Origin of the sequence: Kitasatospora sp. NPDC036755 (assembly GCF_040636595.1) — a bacterium.
Classification (GTDB): Bacteria; Actinomycetota; Actinomycetes; order Streptomycetales; family Streptomycetaceae; genus Kitasatospora.
On record NZ_JBEZUT010000014.1, the window covers coordinates 1 to 17,861 of the forward strand.

Below are 17,861 nucleotides of genomic sequence, written 5' to 3' on the forward strand. Positions count from 1 at the left end.
GGGCCGCCGCCGGCGAGCACGGCCGCGCCGGCCGCCAGCAGGGCCAGCGCGGCGGCGGGCCTGGTGGTTCTCCGGAAGGTCCTGTTGCGCATCGGTGCGTCTCCCTTGCCCGTTACCGGTACTCGGCCAGTCGTCGGCCCAGGCCGCGCAGCGCGGCGGCCGCGGCCACCAGGCCGGACAGCGCGACGGCGACGGCGGCGGCGCGCAGATCCCAGTCGGTGCCCTTGGCGGCGTTCGTGAGGCTCTTCTGCTCGGCTTCGGCGGCCTTCCCGAGTGCTTCGTCGGTGGCCTTGAAGAAGGCGTCGGCGGTGGTGCCGCCGCCGTCGGCCGTCACGGTCGCCTTCAGCGCGCCCTCGTAGTCGGTGCTGTTGACCTCCAGTGCCCGGGCCGCCTCGTGCTGCCGGAGCCAGGAGCCGTACTGCTCGGTGGCCTTCGCGATGTCGCCGGCGGCGTCGGCGGGGGCGAGCTTGAGGGCCTCGCCGAGGGTGCCGCCGCCCGGCCTGCGGGTGCCGTCCGGGGCTGACCCGTCCAGGTGCGTGATGGTCGCCGTCCACGCGTCGGTGTACTTGGCGGTCGAGCCGCGGGCGACGAAGTGCAGGTTCTCGTTCAGCCGGGCGGTCAGCACGTCCACCCGGGCGGAGTTGAGCGCGCGCAGCGGGGCCGCGCCCTGCTCGAAGCTGCGCTGGAGCGCGAAGGTCGTGCCCAGTCCGGCGGCGGTCAGCCACAGGGTGCCGGCCAGCACGGCGGCGGTGGCGCCCAGCAGCCCGATGTTGAACACCCGATTGGTGCGGCGGAACAGCGTCAGCTGCACCCAGACCAGCGCCGCCAGGGTGACCAGACCCAGGCCGTACGCCGCCCACGGCACCGCCTTGGCCGCGGCGTAGTCGGCGGCGAGTTCCCGGTCCTCGTAGTCGGAGAGCCGGCCTGCGGTCTGCAGCAGCTCCTTCTGCATCTGCTCGGAGGCGTAGCGCAGGTAGGCCCCGCCGAGCGGGATGCCCTGCCGGTTGTCGGCCCGGGCGTTCTCCACCAGGCCCGCGTAGACCGTTAGTTGCTGGCCCAGGAGGGTCAGTGGTTCCTTCGCCCGAGAGGCCGTGCCGGCCAGGGCGGCGGCGCTGGTGATCAGCTCGGCGGTGCGGGCGAGGTCCTGCTCGTACTCCTTGCGGACCGTGGTGGGCTCGTTGCCGGCCAACAGGAAGCCGGTGGTCGCGGTGGTGGCGGCACCGGCCAGTCTGCGGTGGATCTCGGCGGCGTCCCGGCTGAGCGGCTGGCTGTGGGTGACCACCCGCTCGGCGGCCCGTGCCCTGTCCTCCAACTGCCAGGCGGTGAGCCCGCCGAAGGCGATGGTGAGCACCGCGAGCACCACGCCGGCCAGCCTCAGCCGGTTGGGCGGCGTGCGGGTGGCCTGTGCGAGCCGGGCGCGCACGCCGGTGCTGACGGCAGTCGAGAGGCGCGTCGCGGGTGCCTTGCCAGGTCCGGTCGCCGGGGGAGCGCCGCCGGGCCTCGCGAGCGGGGCCGCTCCGGGTGCGGGCGTCGCGACCGGCGCCACCGGTGCGGCCGTCGCCGCCGGTGGGGCCGTCGAGACCAGTGCGCCCGGCGCTCCCTGCGGCCCCGGCCGGTTCGGCCGTGCCGGGTGCGCGGCGCCGGATGCGCCGTTGCCTGCTGGTGTTGCCACCCGCCTCATCCTCCCCTGGGGCCGGACCCGTCCCCGGGGCCCGACCGATGGCAGCAGTATGGCCGTGACTCCCCCCGGCCACACCCGACTTGCGCCGATCTTGAGCATGTCGTGCACGTTCCCCCGGGCGGCCCGTGCCGCCGGTGCGGCTCCGGCCGGCCGTCCCGAGGGGCGGCGAACCGTCCGACGCGGATCGCGCCCCCGGCGGTTCCCCGGCGGGGTCCCGGCGCTTCTCCCGGCGGGTGCCTCGGCGGGTCCCTGGCGGGTGCGTCGGCGGGTCCCCCGGCCGGGCGGAGCGCGGGGGCCGTTCCGGAGCGCGGGGGCCGCCCGCGGGCGGGCGATCCCGGGTGCGGTCCGCCTTCGCTCCGTACGATGGAGGTATGCGCCTGCTTGGAACGATCTCGCCCGACCGCCCGCTGCTCGTCGTCGCCGTGCGCGAGGAGGCCGCCCACCTGGACGGTCGGCTGCCCGTGCTGCTCACCGGGATCGGGAAGGTCAACGCCGCGGTCGCGCTGACCACCGTCCTCGCCCAGGGCGAGAAGCCCTCCGAGGTGATCAACCTCGGCACGGCCGGCGCGCTGCGCCCCGGCTGGGAGGGCACCCACCACGTGGTCCAGGTGATCCAGCACGACCTCGACACCGCCGCCCTGCACGCGCTCACCGGGCGTGAGTACGGTGCGCCGCTGGTGATCGGCAAGGGCGACGGGCCGGTGCTGGCCACCGGGGACCTCTTCGTCTCCGACACGGCCGCCCGCGACCGGCTCGCCGAGCACGCCGACCTGGTGGACATGGAGGGCTACGCCGTCGCCACCGTCGCCCACCGGGCCGGGGTGCCGGTGCGGTTGGTCAAGCACGTCAGCGACGAGGCCGGGGACGGCGCGGGCCACACCTGGAAGGAGGCGGTGGACGGCTGTGCCCGCGAGCTGGCCGACTGGGTGGTCGCCCAGGGCTGGTGACGTCGCGTCACGGTCTGGCTAGGGTGGCGCGGTGACCGACACCGACACCGGGCGGAGCACGCCCTCCGACGTCCGTCCGCCGAGCCTGAACGCGGACGAGCCGACCACTCTGCTGGCCTTCCTCGCCTACCTGCGCGCGGCGGTGATCGCCAAGCTCGACGGGGTCTCCGACGAGGACGCCCGGCGCCCCGGCGTGGCCTCCGGCACCAGCCTGCTGTGGCTGGTGCGGCACCTCGCCGTGGTCGAGGACAACTGGTTCACCTGGGCCTACCGGGGCGTGGGCGAGGCGCCTCGGGAGACGGACGGGGAGTCGCTGGACGGCGCGACGGTGGCCGCGGAGGTGGCCGCCTACCGGGAGGCCATCGGGCGCTCCGACGCGGTGGTCGCGGCCGCCCCGGACCTGGACCGGCCGGGCGAGCGCTCGCTGCGGCCGGACGCCGTCGAGGGGCCGTCGCTGCGCTGGGTGCTGGTCCACATGATCGAGGAGACCGGGCGGCACGCCGGGCACGCGGACATCATCCGCGAACAGCTGGACGGTGCGATCGGACGCTGAGGGCGCAGGGTGCGCCGAGTGCGCCGAGTGCGCCGAGGGCGCCGACGGCGCCCGGGCCGGGTACCCGCCCCGGGCACCCCGGTCAGGCGTTCCGGAAGGCCGTGAGGTCCAGGGCCGCCAGCCGCCGCGGGTCGGTGAGCACGTCGATCGCCGCGATCGCGCCGTCCACTACGGTGAACGCCATGATCGACAGCGCCCGGCCGTTGTCCCCGATGACCACCGCGCCCGCGGTGCCGTTGACCAGCGCCGGCCGGGCGAACGGCGAGAGCGTGCCCCACAGGACGGCCTGGCCGGCGACCGTGCCGGCGCCCGTGTGCACCACGGTGTGCCGGGCCAGCGCCGTTCCGCCGTCCGCGCGCAGCACCACGTCCGGGTCGAGCACGGCGAGGAGCGCGTCCAGGTCGCCGTCGCGGGCGGCGGCGAAGAACGCGTCCACGGCCGCCCGCTGCCGGCCGAGGTCCGGGTCGGGCGCGGGCGCCTGCCCCTGGACCTTGCGTCGGGCCCGGCTGGCCAGTTGACGGGTGGCGGCGGTGGTCTTCTCGATCAGCGGGGCGATCTCGTCGAACGGCACCGCGAACAGGTCGTGCAGCACGAAGGCGACCCGCTCGGCCGGTGACAGCGACTCCATCACCACCATCAGTGCCAGCCCGACCGAGTCCGCGAGCAGCACCTCCTGCTCCGGGTCGACCACGCCCTCGCGCCGCAGCAGCGGGTCCGGGATGCGCGGCGGGCCCGGCTCGCCGTCGGGGCCGGCGGGCTCCAGGGGTTCCTCGCGGCGCTGGGCGCGGGTGCGCAGCAGGTTCAGGCAGACCCGGGAGACCACCGTGGTCAGCCAGCCGCCGAGGTTGTCCACGCCGGCGGTGTCGGTGCGGTCGTAGCGGAGCCAGGCCTCCTGGAGGGCGTCCTCGGCCTCGCTGAGCGAGCCGAGCATCCGGTACGCGACGGCGCGCAGGTGCGGGCGGTGCTCCTCGAAGAGCGCGGCCCGGGCGGCTTTCCCGTCCGCTTTCCCGTCCACCTTCTTCCCGTCCACCTTCTTCTCGTCCACGTGTCACATTCCTTCGTCGCCGGGGGTCGGAGCAGCAGGAGCCACCCAACAACGGCCGTGGCGGGGAGATCAACTCCCCTCCCGGGACGAATCGGAGACGATCATGACGAAGAACCCCGTGCTGGTCACCGGCGGTACCGGAACCCTGGGCCGGCAGGTGGTCCCGCTGCTGCGCGCTGCCGGGCTGCCGGTGCGCGTGCTCAGCCGCCAGGACCGTCCGGCCGCCGACGGTGTGACCTACGCGCGCGGCGATCTGCTCGGGGACCCGGCGACGGCCGCCGGGCAGCTGGACCGGGCGCTGGCGGGGGTGGACACCGTGCTGCACCTGGCCGGCGGCCCCAAGGGCGACGACGTCGCCACCCGGCTGCTGGTGGCCGCGGCGCAGCGGGCCGGGGTGCGGCACCTGGTGTTCATCTCGGTGATCGGCGCGGACCGGCTGCCGCTCGGGTACTTCCGGGCCAAGCACGCCGCCGAGCGGGCGGTGGCCGACTCGGGCTTGCCGTACACGATCCTGCGGGCCGCGCAGTTCCACGACCTGGCGTTCACGGTGGCCGAGAAGATGGCCGGGCTGCCGCTGGTGCCGGCCCCCGGCGGGGTCCGCTGGCAGCCGGTGGACGTCCGGGAGGTCGCCGCCCGGCTGGTGGAGTCGGTGCTCGGCGGGCCGGCCGGGCGGGTGCCCGACCTGGCCGGTCCGGCGGTGTACGAGATGGGCGAGCTGACCCGCGGCTACCTCGCCGCGCGCGGCCGCAGCCGCCGGCACCTGCCGCTCCGGGTGCCGGGAAAGGTCGGCCGGGCGTACCGGGCGGGGGAGAACCTGGCCGCGGCGGGGGCCGAGTACGGGCGGCGGAGCTGGGAGGAGTACCTGGCGGAGCGGCTGACGGCCTGACGGCCTGACGGCTGTCCGCGGCGGTCCGTAAGGTGTCCGCCATGTCGCTCCTCGATGCCATCCGCGCCCACGCCGCCGCAGCCGACTACCTGGTCTGGCCGGGCGAGTTCGACCCGTCCCGCAGCTACGAGCACGTCGAGGAGGTCGTCCTCGCCTCGGGTGCCGCGCTGGAGCCGGTGGCCAAGGACGGCGCGGGCGGCACCTACTTCCTCTGCGGCGAGGGCGGCGAGGAGCGGCCGGTGCTGTACGCCGACTCCGAGGGCGGTGCGGCGCTGCTGGCCGTCGGGCTGCCGGAGCTGGTGCGGCTGCTGCTGGCGGTGCCGTGGTGGCGGGACTGTCCGGGGCTGACGGCGGAGGAGTGCGCGGACGCGGCCGAGGAGTACCTGGAGGACGAGCCGGACCTCCTCGCCGACCGGGACGAGGCGGCCGCGGCGCTCGGCTTCGAGGTGCCCTCCGCCGCCGGGGCCCTGGCGCGGCTGCGGGAGCTCACGCTGGGCCCCGGGGCCTCGTACGTCCTGCTCAACGCCGAGGAGGGGAACGCCTACGAGCCGTTGCTCAGGCCTTCGCGGCTTCGGTGACGGCCCCGGTCGTCACGACCTTGGCGAAGCGCATCGCGTGCAGGGTGGCGGCCGTGGCGCGGGCGAGGTCGGCGGCGGGGATGGTGGCGCCGTCGGGGCCGGCCATGTCGAAGGAGTGCATGGCGTCGGTCGGGAAGATCGCGTCGTAGCCGAGGTTGCCGGCCATCCGGGCGGTGGTCTCGCAGCACACGTTGGTGATGATCCCGGTGACCACCACCTGCCGGGCGCCGCGCTCCTGGAGCCAGGCGTGCAGGTCGGGGGTGCCGTAGAAGGCGCTGTTGACGGACTTGGTGACGTGCAGCGCGGGGGTGAGGCCGGCGACGAAGTCCTTGAGCTCGTGCCCCGGGGTGCCCCCGGCCAGCGGGGTGCCCGGGCCGTCGTGCTGCACGGTGACGATCGGTCGGTCGGTGTCCTGCCAGGCGGCGATCAGTTCGGCCATCCGCTGTTCGGCCTGCGGGTTGTCGCGGGGGCCGAAGGCCTCGGCCTCGAAGCCCTTCTGGACGTCGATGAGCAGCAGGACGGCGTCGCGGTCGAGAACGAGCGGGGCGTCGAAGGCATCGGTGTTCGTCATGCGTCCATGGTGGTCGGCGACACCGGGAAGGTGTGATGGGCGGAGACGCCGCCCATCGATAGATTCCTGCCATGCACACGGTGGGCTGCCTGATCTTCGACGGTGTCCGGGCCTTCGACTACGCGGTGATCGGCGAGGTGTGGACGGACCGGTCCGCCCGGTTCGGCCTGCCCGCCTTCGACCTGCGGGTCTGCGGGCCGGAGGGCGCCCGGGTGCGGTTGGGCGGCGGGCTGGAGCGGGTCCCCGACCACGGGCCGGCGGCGCTGGCCGGCTGCGACCTGGTGGTGGTGCCCGGCATCGAGGACCCGGACGCCCGGCACGCCCCGGAGGTGCTGGGGGCTCTGCGGGCGGTCGCGGCCGCCGGCGTCCCGATCGCCTCGCTCTGCGCGGGCGCCTTCGTCCTCGCCGAGGCCGGCCTGCTGGACGGCCGGGAGGCCACCACCCACTGGGCGCTCGCCGGTGAACTCGCCCGCCGCTTCCCGGCGGTGACGGTCCGGCCGGAGGTGCTCTTCACCGGCGGCGACGGCCTGTGGACCTCGGCCGGCGTCGCGGCGGGCATCGACCTCTGCCTCCACCTGGTCCGCACCGCGCACGGCCAGCAGGCGGCCGCGACCATCGCCCGGGCCATGGTCACCGCGCCCTTCCGGACGGGTGGGCAGAACCAGTTCATCCCCTCCCCGGTGCCGGACGGCGGCGCCGACGACGACCCGCTGGCGCGCCTGCGCGCCGAGGTCCTGGCCTCCCTGGACACCCCCTGGACGGTGCGCCGGATGGCCGCCGCCGCCCTGATGTCGGAACGGACCTTCGCCCGCCGCTTCACCGCCACCACCGGCACCACCCCGGTGCGCTGGCTGCTCGACCAGCGCATCCTCGCCGTCCAGCGGCTCCTGGAGGAGAGCGACCTGCCCGTCGACACCGTCGCCACCCGCTGCGGCTTCGCCTCCGCCGTCTCCCTGCGGCCGGTCTTCACGGCGCGGGTGGGCCTCGCCCCGCGCGAGTACCGCCGTGCCTTCCGGGGGCGGGAGGAGGGCCGGGGGGACACGTCGGCGCGGCCGAACCGGCCCGCGCGGTAGGGGAGTTCCTGCCCGAGGCCGGCAGGGGAGAGGGGTGGCGGCCCTCAGCGCCGCCACCCCCGTTGGCTTCTCGGCACGGGGGCGGGGTTCGTTGAGCCAAACCCCACCTTGGGGTGAAGTCGGACCGGTGGGCGAGGGGCCGGTAGCTGTGGGGGCGGGGCGGCGTCCGGACACCGCCCCGCCCCGGTGGGCCGCTCAGCGCGTGGCGGCCTCGCGCAGGCGCTTCTTGTCGGGCTTGCCGACGGGCGTCAGCGGGATCTCGTCCACGAGGTGCAGCACCTCGGGGGCGAAGATCCGGCCCTTGCGCTCCGTGACGAAGGCGCGGAGCTCCTCCAGTTCCGGCCGCTGCCCCGGCGCGGGGACGACGGCGACGTGGACGTGCTCCGCCTCCTGCTCGTCGCGCACACCGAAGACGGCGCAGCGGGCGACCGCCGGGTGGGTGACGAGGAGGTCCTCCACCTCGGACGGGTAGACGTGCCCGCCGACCACGATGATCAGGTCCTTGACCCGGTCGGCGAGGTAGAGGTAGCCGTCCTCGTCGAAGTAGCCGACGTCCCCCGTGTTCAGCCAGCCGTCGTGCAGGACCGCGGCGGTGAGGTCGGGCCGCTTCCAGTACCCGGCCATGACGGTGGCGGAGCGCATGTGGACCTCGCCCTGCTCGCCGGTCGGCACGGCGGTGCCGTCGAGCGAACGGATCGCCACCTCGATGCCCGGGCCGGGCCGGCCGACCGAGACCTGGCCGCCGCGGCCGATCCGGTCGTGCTCCCGCGGCGGGAGCATGGAGATCAGCTGCGCCTCCGACATCCCGTAGACCCCGTACAGGACGGGCCCGAAGACCTTGAGGGCCTCGCGGATCCGGGTCGGCGAGGCGGCGCTGCCCCCGTACGCGATGTGCCGCAGGCTGGACAGGTCGGTGCGGCCGATCGCCGGGTGGTCGAGCAGCTGGTGGAGCAGCGGCGGCAGCACCCACAGGTCGGTGATGCGTTCGCGCTCGACGGCGGCCAGGACGGCGCCCGGCTCGAAGGAGCGCTGGAGGACGACCGTGCCGCCGCGCTGGAGGGTGACGTCGGCGAAGATCCCGGCGAGGTGGGCGAGCGGGGTGGCGGCGAGCACCCGGGGCGGGCCCTCGGCGGGGTCGCTGCCGACCGGGGCGTCGAAGACGCGACGGTAGGTGCCGTGGAGGCTGAGGATGCCCTTGGGGATGCCGGTGGTGCCGCCGGTGTGGCGGATGCCGAGGTCGTCCTCCGGTCCGATCCGGACGTCCGGGGGTTCGGCGGGGCGGTGGGCGGAGGCGGCGATGACGTCCTCGCCGATCGCGCCGGTGCCGGTGCCGGTGCCGGTGCCGGTGCCGTCCTCCGTCGGGTTCGGGCCCGGGCCGAGGGTGAGGACCGTCGGCACGTCGATCAGCGGGAGCAACGCGGGGGCGTCGGCGTACCGTTCGGCGTCCACGAGCAGCACGGCGGTGTCGACGCTCGCGGTGATCTCGGCCAGGACGGGGGTGCTCATGCCGTCGTACAGGTTCACCACCCGGGCCCCCGCGAGGCCCGCCGCGTAGCGGGCGCTCAGGGCTTCGGGGGTGTTGCCGGTCAGCAGGGTCACGGTGGTGCCGCGGGCGGCGCCCCGGGCGATCAGCTCGTGGGCGAGGCGGTAGGTGGCGGCGGCGAAGTCGCCGGCGGTGATCCCGACGCCGTCGGCGGTGACGATGGCCCGCCGGTCGGGGTCGGATGCGAGGGACCGGAGGATCAGGGCGGGGCCGCTGACGAACTCCGGGTCCTGCATGGCTACTTCTTCCTTGTAGTTTGCAACCATGGCCACAGGCTAACCCCACCCGTGCCAATGTGCCGGGGGTGGACTCCCGGGAAATGGCGTGAACTCTTCGCCGACGGCGCATTTGTGACGGGGCATCAGCGACGGGTCGCCGTCCGCGCCGCCGCCGTTCGGGTGAAACGCGGGCGGCGGTCCGGTGCGGTGGCCCCGCTCAGAACGCCAGCGGGGGCCGGAGGGCGAGGTCGGTGGCGGCGGCCCAGTGCTCGGTGGCGGCGGTGACGATCGCGTAGCCCTGCTGGGAGGGGAGCCGGGGGATCAGGGCGCTGCGGCAGCCGTGGCTGTGGTGGACCTCCACCGGGACGGGGACGCCGTGGAGCAGCACCTCGCCCGGGGTCGGTGGCCCGGCGAGCGGGGCGAGGGCGGTGCGCGGGTCGAGGCGGTCCGCAGTGGCGAGGAAGGTGGAGAGCTGGGACTGCGGGGTGGTGAGGGAGCCCACCCGGTGGCCGGCCGGCACGGGGCGGGAGGTCTGGACGACGGCGACGAGCTCGCCGTCCAGGTGGTAGTTGAGGTCGAGGTGGCAGAGGTAGCCGTCGGAGGACAGCCGCCCCAGCAGGAACAGCCACCCGGGCGGAGCGGCGCGGAGGGTGGCGATCTGCTCGCCCCACTCCTCGGCGGTCTCGCGGTGGGTCGGTATGCGGATGCTGCCCGGGCGGGTGTCGCGGAACAAGGGCTTCCCCCAACGGGTGGTCGATGGCCGGTCGTTGGGATGAGTATGCGGGTGCCGACAGGCGGTTCGGGGGCGGACCGGTCGGTAGGCTCGGGACGATGCGGAAGTGATCCGTTCCGGACGGGGGAGTGATCGTGGCGACGTACGTTCTGATCCATGGCGCGGCTGCCGATTCCTGGTGCTGGGAGCCGCTGGCGGCCGAGTTGCGCGGGCGGGGCCACCAGGTGGTCGCGCCGGACCTGCCGTGCGAGGACGACGCGGCCGGGCTCGTCGAGTACGCGGACGCGGTGGTGGCGGCGGTCCCGTCGCCGGTCGGCGGGCGCGCGGGGCAACTCGTCGTCGTCGCGCACTCGTTCGGCGGCTTCACCGGCCCGCTGGTGTGCGAGCGCCTGCCGGTGGACCTGTTGGTCATGCTCCAGGCCCAGGTGCCGGCGCCCGGGGAGACGCCGGGCGCCTGGTGGGAGAACACCGGCTACGCGCGGGACCGCCGCGAATCCGACCGCGGCAGGGGCGTGGCGGAGGGTGCGGAGGAGGACCCGCGCGCCCTGTTCCTCCACGACACCCCGGCCGCGCTCGTCGAGGAACTCCTCGCGGAGCACCAGCGGCAGCAGTCGGCCACCCCGTTCGGGACGCCCTGGCCACTGGCGGCCTGGCCCCGGGTGCCCACCCGGTTCCTGCTGGCCACCGGCGACCGCTTCTTCCCGCCCGCGTTCCTGCGGCGGCACGTCCAGGAACGGCTGGGCCTGCGCCCGGACGAGATGCCCGGCGACCACCTCCCGATGCTCGGCCACCCGCACGACCTGGCCGAACGCCTGGAGGCCTACCGCGCCGAGCTGTAGCCGGGGCACCCCGGCGCACGGGAGGTCGGCCGGGCCGACCTCCCGTGCGGGTGGGGCGGGGCTTCTCGGCCGGCAGGCCTTCGGGGACCTGCCGACACCCTGAGGGCGGTGCGGGCCCCCGTCAGCCGGGATCGGGTACGACCGTGACGGAGGCGAGCTGGGCGGGTGCCAGCGCCATGTGGCTCAGCGCTCGCTGGGTGAAGCGCGCTCCGGACACGTCGGCATCGGCGAAGGAGTTGCCGTCGAACGTCGCACCGGTGAAGTCCGCGCCGGCGAGGACGGCGTGGTCGAACCGGCAGCGCATCAGGGCGGCCTGACGGAAGTCGGCGCCGCGCAGGTCCGCGTAGCTGAAGTCGGCGTGAGCGGTTTCGCATCCGGTCAGCCGGGTCCGGTGGCCCGAGGCGCCCATCAGGTTCGCTCGCGAGAGAAGGGTGTGGGACAGGTTCGCGTCCGAGAGCCTGGCGTTCATCATGGCCGCGTCGGTGAGGTTGCACCGGGTGAGGTCGGCGTCGGTGAGATTGACGGACTCCAGGTTCGCGCCGGTGAGCGTCGCCTGTGCCAGCCGGGCGTCCTCGAGTTGCGCGTGCTGCAGGGAGCCGTTCGCCAGCAGGCTCCCGCTCAGGTCGGCGCTCCAGAGCCGGGCCCCGTCCCAGACGAGGTTCCGAAGGTCGAGCCGCGACAGGTCGATCCCGTCGGCGAAGTACTCATAGGGCAGGCGGCCCAGGACCAGCGCCGCCACCTGGGCCTCCTCGGGCGGAGCAGGGGCCGAGCCGAGGGGGCCCTCCAGCGGTCGGGCCCTCCGGAGGAAGTCCGCCAGCAGCGAAGGCCACCGGGGGGAGACGGGCACCTCGTCCTGCCGTCGGGTGTGCCACGCCAGCCGTTCCAGGCGGTACAGGGCCGCGATCCGACGATCCGACTCGGGGTGGCGGAGCTCCGCCCCCAGATCCGCGTCCTCCGGGGCCGGCCGGGTCGGCTCCTCCGGAGCTTCTTGGGCCGGGGAGTCCGGTGCGGCCGGGGCCGCGTCCTCGACGGCCAGCCAGAGCCGGTGGAAGCGTTCGACCTCGGCCTCCGGGTCCGGCTTCTGCCGGCCGACGGCGGCTTCGGCGAGGTAGCGCACCACGGACTCCATCCGCGCCCAGGCGGGCACGGCCACACCGCGCAGCAGCTGGCTCACGGTGTCGTGGCTGACCGGGGCCGGCAGGTCCTGGCGCTTCCTGATGCCGTCGGAGATCTCGCGGAGGCTGGGTTTGCCGGCTCCCCGGTGCAGCCCGTGCAGTGCGTCGACCAGGTCCCGGCGCGGCCCGGGCGGGAGGCTCTCGCTGCTGGGTATGGCGATTCTTGCCACGGGCCGCCCCTCGATGCGCTGTCAGATTCCGTCCGGTGCTGTCAGTTCATCATGGACCCAGGGCGGGTCGGTGTCAGGTGAACGCCCTTTTCCGGCAGGCGGCTTCCGGCTTCATCCGGTCCCATCGGCCGGGCGCGGTGCGGCTGCCGGCCGGCTCCAGAGTGGAGTCAGGCCGTGGGACGCGGCCGATTCCCCCGGGAGAGGAGAGGCGAGATGGTCGCCTGGAACGGCAAGCAGGGTCGGGCAGCCGAGGAGGCGCGGCGCGGGCGGTGGCGGGTCGTGCGGCGCACGGTCGTGCTGCACTTCGTCCGGGGCATGGCCGCGGCGGCGGGCGGTGCCACCGTGACCGCGCTGCTCGCCCGGCTGGCCGCCGGGCACGGCTGAGGTGCGGTGCGCCGACGAGCCGGGCGGGCGAGCGGCGGGCGTCCGGCACGATGGGCCGCCCCCGGTCGTCCGCTCCCCCCGCGTCGCCCCCCCGGCCGGGGGACGGGAGCCGTCAGAGCTCGTCGTGGTTCCAGTCCCCGTTGTCGGTGTGGGGGTGGCCCATGGTCATCTGCACGTACCAGCGCAGGCGGTCGAGGTTGTCGACCCGCCCGACCTCGTCGATGTCGACCGCGGTCGCGTTCTGCCCGGCGGAGGCGCGCTGGTAGAACCGCGACAGGGCGTCCCAGGAGTTCTCCAGGTTCTGCTGCGCTTGCGGCAGTTGGCGGACACCCCAGTTGTTCATCGCCGCGCGGAAGGTGCCCTCGACATCGTTGAACCGGGCGGCCTCGGAGAGGGCCTGGATCATCAGGCTCAGCGAGCGCGCGGTGGCCTGGCGGTTGCCCCACGGGTTGCTCTCGGCCGCCAGCTGGACGATGGAGTACCGCAGGTCGATCCAGCTGATGGGCATCGCGCCCCGGTTCCGGCCGGCCGCCTGGCTCAGCGCGTTGTAGTTCGAACCGATGTTCATCGTCTGGACGTTGGGGTTGACCGGCGGCGTCGGGGAGGTGGTCTCCGAGATCCGCGTCTGCAGGGCGTTGCCGATGTCGTTGAACTGGTAGGTGACGCCGTTCTCGTTGGAGAAGCCCCACACGTAGAGGTTGGAGGGGTTGACCCAGATGTCGGTGTGGCGGCGCCGGCCCTGGTCGTCGAGCGCGGTCAGCGAGACCTGGACGAGGCCGACGTCCTCCAGCTGCGTCTCCTGCATGTTGTAGCCCGCCACCGCCGCCCGCAGGCTGGCCATGAAGGTGGAGTAGCGGATGGTCTCGGACTCGCCGGGGCCGCCCTCTGACAGGTCGAACCACACGTGGGACATGTGGCGCCACTCGGTGCGGGCCTCGGCGGTTCCGGCCCCGCCGAGCACGCCGGTGAGTGCCATGCTCAGGCCTACGCCTGCCAGGAGGAGCGAACGGAGCCGTGCGCGGACGGTGGTGTGCCTCTTCATCTTCTTCTCTCTTGGCTGCCGGAGCGGGATGTCTGACGATCCGTCCGGTCCTGTGGGTGGCACCGGGGGTGCCGGGGCGTCTCTGCCGGGCAGCACTGTGCCACGGGGCGTGACTGACCCGGGGTGGGGCGGATGACTTACCCCGGTGACCTACGACGGGGTGGAACGGGCGGCCGGGCGGCAGCGGCGCGGGGGTCCGGGGGGAGACGGGCCCGGGACCCGTGGTAATGCTCAAGTCCCCTGTTGGGCAGCGAAGATGGGCCCATGGAGGGGCCCGGCGCGAGGCGGTCACCCGGGGTGGGTGTCTGGGCCGGCAGGCCAGGGCTGCGCGATCGCCCGGGCGGAAGCGGCCGTCGTCGCCACGCCGCAAGCGTGCAGGCTCGGCACAGCGGAGGGCGCTGACGGGCAAGGGCGGCGAGGCCGTGCGGCCGGGCGGCGCATCACTCGGCCCTGCGCGGGAAGTCGGCGGGGCCGACTTCCCGCGCAGGGCTACGGGTCGTGCCGGCGGCCGCGTCCGACGTCCCGAGGAGGGAGACCCGCCTCCTCGGCGGCGCGAGCCGGGCGCGGTGGCGCTCCGGGGCCGCCGCGCCGGGACGGGGATCGGGGGGCGGTCAGACGGTGAGGTCCTGGCCGATCGCCCGCAGGACGTCGGCGAGCCAGACCAGGTGGTAGCCCAGGGCCCGGTCCTCGTCGGCCGGCAGGTCCCGCAGGTGCTGCCAGGACTCGGTGAGCTGCCCGATCGTCAGGGTCTCCGGGTTCTTCATGACGTCGTACATCTCGTCGGACGGGATCGACCAGAAGTAGTCCTTGTCCAGGACGACGCCACCGCCCGTCGTGGTGCTTTCGACGTGCCGGATCAGCGCGTCGAAGGATCTGCGCAGTTCGTCGAGGGGCACGTGCAGGGGATCACCGGTCATGGGCGCCATCCTGGCGCCTGACGGCACCAAGATCCACAGCTTTGGTGCCCGGCGGCTCGCGCGGGAAGCCGGTGGGGTCGACTTCCTGTGCGACGGCGACGGCGACGGCGACGGCGACGACGGCGGCGGCGAGGCGTCAGGCGGGAATGTTCGCCGCCTGGGTGCGGCAGTGGGTGAGGGCGCGTTTGAGGCGGGCATCGGGGCTGGGGACGGCGGTGAGGAGTTCGCCGGCACTGGTGAGGGCGGTCCAGTAGGCGGTGGGGTCGCCGGTGCGGGGGAGGGGATTGGCGGAGGCGAGGGAGAGGTAGGCGGCGGTGAGGTTGCCGGTGGTGAACCACCGCTGGAGCCCGTGGTGGTGGCCGGGGCGGATGCCGCCCATGGCGTCGATGGCGGTGACCAGGAGGTCGACGACCGCGAGCTCGGCGTCGGTGAGCGACCTGGGGACGTCGAAGACGCCGAGGGCTTCGAGGAGTTCACCGGTGTCGGACTCGGAGTCCGGGCGGGGGTTGGCGAGGAGGGCGTCGTAGCACTCGGCCAGGCGGCGGGTGGTCTCGGCGAGCGGAATGGCGAGGGCGAGGCAGACGGCGCGCGCCACGGGCAGGGGCTGGTGGCCGAGACGGGCGATGAGGGCGTAGGTCGCGGCCGGGGTGGCACCGCGCGAGAGGGTGTGGCGGGCGAGGGTGGTGAGCGACGGCTGGTCCATGACGGGGGCGGCTTTCAGACGGTGACGAGGGCGGGCACGGGCACGGGGGCGACCAGCGCCCAGACGACCTTGCCGATGCCGCCCGGGCGGGAGGCGCTACCCCAACGTTCGGCGAGTTCGTTGACGAGGAAGAGCCCGCGTCCGTGCTCGTCGTCCGGGTTCGGGGTGTGGAGGTAGGGGCGGCCGGTGCCGGCGTCGTGGACTTCGAGGCGCAGGCGCGAGCCGGAGAGGGCGAAGCGGATCTCGATGTGGCGGTCGTCGGGAGCGTCGGAGTGCTGGACTGCGTTGGCGAACAACTCGCCGAGGAGGAGTTCGGCGGTGTCAGAGTAGCGGTCGCCGGCGGGCAGTCCGGAGAGATAGGCCCGGAGCAAGTAGCGGGCCAGCGGCGTGGATTCGGTCCGGGCGTCGAGCCGGGCGACGAACGCGCGGGGACGGTGGGCAGCGAGCATGGGGGAGCACCTCGGGGGGCGGAGGGGGCGTGAAAGAGGGGCGCGCGATGTAACGCTCTGCACGCGATACGTCGCATTCCGGTATCAATCATGGGGTGCTGGAGTTACGGTGGCGACCAAAACGCTGTGTGAGGGCTCGCAACACCTGAGGGAGAAACACGTGGCACATCGGCGCCTTGGGATCGGACCGACGGTGAGCCCGGCGGAGATGTTCGGGGAAGCGCTCCGCTTCGCGCGGGAGCGAGCCGGCTACACGCAGGAGGAACTGGGCAAGCTGATGCACCTCGACCGGACGGTGATCACGAGGTTCGAGGGTGGTAGGCGTCCGGTGGACCGCGAGACGGCGGCGAAGCTCGACGACCTGCTGGCCATGGGGGGCATGCTGGTTCGGCTTTGGGAGCGCGTGGACTGGCAGGCGGACATCGAGAGCCAAGACTGGTTCGAGAAGTTCATGGAGCTGGAGGAAGAGGCTCTGGCGATTCGGGTGCTTCAGTACAACCGGATCAACGGTCTCCTGCAGTGCGAAGAGTACGTTCGCGCGATGATCAGCACCGGAAAAGCGCGCAACGATCCGAAGCGCTACGCCGAGTTGGTCGATACTCGATTGAGTCGGCAGGGTCGCTTCCTGGTTCCTGATGGGCCGACCTTGATGGTGGTTCTTGATGAGAGCGCCATCCGCACGGTGATCGGCGGCCCAGGGGTGATGCGACGGCAGATGGAGCACCTGCTTGCGGTGACTGAGCGCTCGAACATCGTCATCGAGGTAGCTCCATTCGGTCGCCCGATGGCGACGACACCATCGACATCCATGGTGCTGATGTTGATGCCGGACGGGAAGGAATGGGTGTACTCGGAGAGCTTGTATCGAGGGCACTTCAGTGACGCCCCAGCAGTGGTCGAGGAGTCAAGGCGGGACTTTGACGTGGTGCGTACCGGTGTACTCTCGCCGGGAGATACCCGTGCCCTGATCGCCGATGCGATGGAGGAGTACCGTTTTGCAGAACGCCGATCCCATGAAGGCCACTTGGCGCAAGAGCAGCTACAGCGGTGGCGACGGGGCCGAGTGCATCGAGGCGGCCCTTGGTTTCCTCCCCGGCGCCGTCCCGGTGCGTGACTCCAAGGACCCGCAGGGCCCGGCGCTCGTCTTTCCGGCCGTCTCCTGGCAGGCCTTCGTTGCGGCCGTGCGAACCGGGGACTTCCCGGTCGAAGGCTGATTCACCTCCCAACCTCCTCGGGGCGGGGCGCCGACGGGCGCCCCGCCCCGAGTCCTGTTCGGGAGCACTCTTCGTCCCCTCGGAGCCAGCCGGGCGTATACGTAGTATTTCCCGGCGTGCCCGCCCGTCCGCCCTGAACGAGCCCGCTTAGCCTGCGGATCGCAGGTGGCGCCCCCTGTCGATGCAGCACCTCCAGTCAGTCCTCACAGGGAAAGAGCAACGACATGGCATTCAGGAAGACCCTGGGCACGATCGGCACGACGGCGATCCTCGCGTTCGCCGCCGTCGGTGCGGCCTCCCCGGCCGCGAACGCGGCGGAGCCGGTGGTCACCATCTCGGGACAGCAGCTCTCGATTGTGCCGGCGACCGCCGCCGCCACGCCGGCCGACCAGGCCCAGGGCGAGTCGGTCGTCGGCGTGACGGCCACCCCGGGCACCAACAAGCCGCTGAGCCTCAGCTGCGGAAACTACGGCTTCGACGGCCCCTGGTTCTACGAGACCTGTAGTGGCAGCAGCTACCGCGTGTTCGTCGACTGCTCGGACGGCTACCGGTACATCTCCACCTCGTACTACAGCGGCACCCACAGCTTCGCCCTGAAGTGCCCGGCGGGCAACGCCGTGGGCGGCGGCGCCATCGGTAACTGACGCCGCGTGACGGCGTGAGACCGCGCCCCGGCACCCCTCGATCCGGGGGTGCCGGGGCATCCCCTCATGCGTGCGCGCCTATGCGTCGGCGGGGGCGTGTGTCCTCGCACGATAGGCGCGCTCCTTCACGAGTGCGCCGCACGTCTTCATCGAGCACCCGTGGCCGCCACCTCCAGCTCGGGCAGGACCGCCACCCGCACCGTCGGCCTCCACGAGGCGGGCCCGGTGCTGGAGTCCCTGGAGGCGTACGGACCGACCGGCGCCGTCGTCATCGACGAGTTCGGTGCCTGAGGAGCACGGCCTCCGGGTGCCGGGGGAGGAGTGGCTTCCGTCCGTTCGCCCGGGGGTGGTCGGAGGCACCCCTGCGGATGGTCTATAGTTTTCCTCATCACCCAGATGCGCGGGTGGCGGAATAGGCAGACGCGCTGGATTCAGGTTCCAGTGCCCGAAAGGGCGTGGGGGTTCAACTCCCCCCTCGCGCACAGCGAACGGCCGG

General features: G+C 73.6%; 21 protein-coding genes and 1 tRNA gene. 12 read left to right on the forward strand and 10 right to left on the reverse strand.

Annotation, left to right across the window (positions count from 1 at the left end; genetic code table 11):
• Positions 1-112 precede the first annotated feature (112 nt).
• Positions 113-1,423 carry a hypothetical protein gene (locus AB0E96_RS03680; protein ID WP_359817981.1) on the reverse strand — a complete coding sequence of 437 codons (1,311 nt, stop codon included), beginning with the start codon at positions 1,421-1,423 and terminating at the stop codon, positions 113-115.
• A 629-nt stretch (positions 1,424-2,052) separates the two neighbouring features.
• Between AB0E96_RS03680 and AB0E96_RS03685 the strand changes: the two genes are divergently transcribed.
• Positions 2,053-2,628, forward strand: coding sequence for a nucleosidase (locus tag AB0E96_RS03685; protein WP_359817983.1), 576 nt, complete (start codon positions 2,053-2,055; stop codon positions 2,626-2,628).
• A gap of 31 nt (positions 2,629-2,659) precedes the next feature.
• Positions 2,660-3,181 (forward strand): DinB family protein, encoded by a 522-nt coding sequence (locus AB0E96_RS03690; protein ID WP_359817985.1) that lies wholly within the window; start codon positions 2,660-2,662, stop codon positions 3,179-3,181.
• Positions 3,182-3,263: 82 nt separating this feature from the next.
• Here AB0E96_RS03690 and AB0E96_RS03695 read toward each other — a convergent pair whose 3' ends face one another.
• Entirely contained in the window at positions 3,264-4,196 is a 933-nt protein-coding gene (locus tag AB0E96_RS03695; RefSeq protein ID WP_359818068.1) for a sigma-70 family RNA polymerase sigma factor, read from the reverse strand.
• A gap of 133 nt (positions 4,197-4,329) precedes the next feature.
• Between AB0E96_RS03695 and AB0E96_RS03700 the strand changes: the two genes are divergently transcribed.
• Together AB0E96_RS03700 and AB0E96_RS03705 are read left to right on the forward strand one after the other, a co-directional pair.
• Positions 4,330-5,112, forward strand: a complete 783-nt coding sequence (locus tag AB0E96_RS03700; protein WP_359817986.1) for an NAD(P)H-binding protein — start codon at positions 4,330-4,332, stop codon at positions 5,110-5,112.
• A gap of 41 nt (positions 5,113-5,153) precedes the next feature.
• Complete coding sequence (locus AB0E96_RS03705) at positions 5,154-5,690, forward strand: hypothetical protein (protein WP_359817988.1); 537 nt, start codon at positions 5,154-5,156, stop codon at positions 5,688-5,690.
• Here the strand turns inward: AB0E96_RS03705 and AB0E96_RS03710 are convergent.
• Positions 5,668-6,261: an isochorismatase family protein gene (locus tag AB0E96_RS03710; protein ID WP_359817990.1), complete on the reverse strand. Its 594-nt coding sequence runs from the start codon at positions 6,259-6,261 to the stop codon at positions 5,668-5,670. The two genes, AB0E96_RS03705 and AB0E96_RS03710, sit on opposite strands and share 23 nt — an antisense overlap.
• Positions 6,262-6,332: 71 nt before the next feature.
• Between AB0E96_RS03710 and AB0E96_RS03715 the strand changes: the two genes are divergently transcribed.
• On the forward strand, positions 6,333-7,334 hold the full coding sequence (locus tag AB0E96_RS03715; protein WP_359817992.1) for a helix-turn-helix domain-containing protein: 1,002 nt from the start codon (positions 6,333-6,335) through the stop codon (positions 7,332-7,334).
• Between the two features lie 195 nt (positions 7,335-7,529).
• Here the strand turns inward: AB0E96_RS03715 and AB0E96_RS03720 are convergent, their stop codons facing one another.
• Together AB0E96_RS03720 and AB0E96_RS03725 are read right to left on the reverse strand one after the other, a co-directional pair.
• Complete coding sequence (locus AB0E96_RS03720; protein WP_359817993.1) at positions 7,530-9,143, reverse strand: AMP-binding protein; 1,614 nt, start codon at positions 9,141-9,143, stop codon at positions 7,530-7,532.
• Positions 9,144-9,312: 169 nt separating this feature from the next.
• Positions 9,313-9,828, reverse strand: a complete 516-nt coding sequence (locus AB0E96_RS03725) for a hypothetical protein (RefSeq protein WP_359817995.1) — start codon at positions 9,826-9,828, stop codon at positions 9,313-9,315.
• 134 nt (positions 9,829-9,962) lie between these two features.
• On the opposite strand from AB0E96_RS03725, the gene AB0E96_RS03730 reads away from it, so the two are divergent.
• Entirely contained in the window at positions 9,963-10,667 is a 705-nt protein-coding gene (locus AB0E96_RS03730; RefSeq protein ID WP_359817997.1) for an alpha/beta hydrolase, read from the forward strand.
• A gap of 121 nt (positions 10,668-10,788) precedes the next feature.
• Here the strand turns inward: AB0E96_RS03730 and AB0E96_RS03735 are convergent, their stop codons facing one another.
• Positions 10,789-12,012, reverse strand: a complete 1,224-nt coding sequence (locus tag AB0E96_RS03735) for a pentapeptide repeat-containing protein (RefSeq protein WP_359817999.1) — start codon at positions 12,010-12,012, stop codon at positions 10,789-10,791.
• A gap of 213 nt (positions 12,013-12,225) precedes the next feature.
• On the opposite strand from AB0E96_RS03735, the gene AB0E96_RS03740 reads away from it, so the two are divergent.
• Positions 12,226-12,396, forward strand: coding sequence for a hypothetical protein (locus tag AB0E96_RS03740; protein ID WP_359818001.1), 171 nt, complete (start codon positions 12,226-12,228; stop codon positions 12,394-12,396).
• Between the two features lie 112 nt (positions 12,397-12,508).
• Here AB0E96_RS03740 and AB0E96_RS03745 read toward each other — a convergent pair whose 3' ends face one another.
• The 4 genes from AB0E96_RS03745 to AB0E96_RS03760 all read right to left on the reverse strand — a co-directional run bounded on the left by AB0E96_RS03745 (position 12,509) and on the right by AB0E96_RS03760 (position 15,507).
• Positions 12,509-13,372, reverse strand: coding sequence for a ribosome-inactivating family protein (locus tag AB0E96_RS03745; protein ID WP_359818003.1), 864 nt, complete (start codon positions 13,370-13,372; stop codon positions 12,509-12,511).
• A 677-nt stretch (positions 13,373-14,049) separates the two neighbouring features.
• Positions 14,050-14,355 carry a hypothetical protein gene (locus AB0E96_RS03750; protein ID WP_359818005.1) on the reverse strand — a complete coding sequence of 102 codons (306 nt, stop codon included), beginning with the start codon at positions 14,353-14,355 and terminating at the stop codon, positions 14,050-14,052.
• A gap of 136 nt (positions 14,356-14,491) precedes the next feature.
• Positions 14,492-15,058 (reverse strand): hypothetical protein, encoded by a 567-nt coding sequence (locus tag AB0E96_RS03755; protein WP_359818007.1) that lies wholly within the window; start codon positions 15,056-15,058, stop codon positions 14,492-14,494.
• 14 nt (positions 15,059-15,072) lie between these two features.
• The gene (locus tag AB0E96_RS03760; RefSeq protein ID WP_359818009.1) at positions 15,073-15,507 is read right to left on the reverse strand and encodes an ATP-binding protein; all 435 of its coding nucleotides are present in this window, start codon (positions 15,505-15,507) and stop codon (positions 15,073-15,075) included.
• 109 nt (positions 15,508-15,616) lie between these two features.
• Here AB0E96_RS03760 and AB0E96_RS03765 point away from each other — a divergent pair, with 109 nt between their 5' ends.
• The 5 genes from AB0E96_RS03765 (at position 15,617) to AB0E96_RS03785 (ending at position 17,847) form a co-directional block, all read left to right on the forward strand.
• Positions 15,617-16,621: a helix-turn-helix transcriptional regulator gene (locus AB0E96_RS03765; RefSeq protein WP_359818011.1), complete on the forward strand. Its 1,005-nt coding sequence runs from the start codon at positions 15,617-15,619 to the stop codon at positions 16,619-16,621.
• Positions 16,575-16,721, forward strand: coding sequence for a DUF397 domain-containing protein (locus AB0E96_RS03770; protein ID WP_359818071.1), 147 nt, complete (start codon positions 16,575-16,577; stop codon positions 16,719-16,721). The genes AB0E96_RS03765 and AB0E96_RS03770 overlap by 47 nt, the downstream gene beginning before the upstream one ends.
• Before the next feature lie 224 nt (positions 16,722-16,945).
• A complete protein-coding gene (locus tag AB0E96_RS03775) occupies positions 16,946-17,365 on the forward strand; it encodes a hypothetical protein (protein ID WP_359818012.1) in 420 nt (139 codons plus the stop codon).
• A 159-nt stretch (positions 17,366-17,524) separates the two neighbouring features.
• The gene (locus tag AB0E96_RS03780) at positions 17,525-17,656 is read left to right on the forward strand and encodes a hypothetical protein (protein WP_359818014.1); all 132 of its coding nucleotides are present in this window, start codon (positions 17,525-17,527) and stop codon (positions 17,654-17,656) included.
• A 107-nt stretch (positions 17,657-17,763) separates the two neighbouring features.
• Positions 17,764-17,847: transfer RNA gene (locus tag AB0E96_RS03785), tRNA-Leu, on the forward strand.
• The last annotated feature ends 14 nt before the right edge of the window (positions 17,848-17,861 follow it).

What these genes read in the sequence shown, in the direction of transcription:
- AB0E96_RS03715 (WP_359817992.1), top strand. Translation starts at nt 6,333, where the DNA reads ATGCACACGGTGGGCTGCCTGATCTTCGACGGTGTCCGGGCCTTCGAC.
- AB0E96_RS03705 (WP_359817988.1), top strand. Translation starts at nt 5,154, where the DNA reads ATGTCGCTCCTCGATGCCATCCGCGCCCACGCCGCCGCAGCCGACTAC.
- AB0E96_RS03740 (WP_359818001.1), top strand. Translation starts at nt 12,226, where the DNA reads ATGGTCGCCTGGAACGGCAAGCAGGGTCGGGCAGCCGAGGAGGCGCGG.
- AB0E96_RS03700 (WP_359817986.1), top strand. Translation starts at nt 4,330, where the DNA reads ATGACGAAGAACCCCGTGCTGGTCACCGGCGGTACCGGAACCCTGGGC.
- AB0E96_RS03710 (WP_359817990.1), bottom strand. Translation starts at nt 6,261, where the DNA reads ATGACGAACACCGATGCCTTCGACGCCCCGCTCGTTCTCGACCGCGAC.
- AB0E96_RS03720 (WP_359817993.1), bottom strand. Translation starts at nt 9,143, where the DNA reads ATGGTTGCAAACTACAAGGAAGAAGTAGCCATGCAGGACCCGGAGTTC.
- AB0E96_RS03760 (WP_359818009.1), bottom strand. Translation starts at nt 15,507, where the DNA reads ATGCTCGCTGCCCACCGTCCCCGCGCGTTCGTCGCCCGGCTCGACGCC.
- AB0E96_RS03775 (WP_359818012.1), top strand. Translation starts at nt 16,946, where the DNA reads ATGGCATTCAGGAAGACCCTGGGCACGATCGGCACGACGGCGATCCTC.
- AB0E96_RS03755 (WP_359818007.1), bottom strand. Translation starts at nt 15,058, where the DNA reads ATGGACCAGCCGTCGCTCACCACCCTCGCCCGCCACACCCTCTCGCGC.
- AB0E96_RS03750 (WP_359818005.1), bottom strand. Translation starts at nt 14,355, where the DNA reads ATGACCGGTGATCCCCTGCACGTGCCCCTCGACGAACTGCGCAGATCC.
- AB0E96_RS03685 (WP_359817983.1), top strand. Translation starts at nt 2,053, where the DNA reads ATGCGCCTGCTTGGAACGATCTCGCCCGACCGCCCGCTGCTCGTCGTC.
- AB0E96_RS03745 (WP_359818003.1), bottom strand. Translation starts at nt 13,372, where the DNA reads ATGGCACTCACCGGCGTGCTCGGCGGGGCCGGAACCGCCGAGGCCCGC.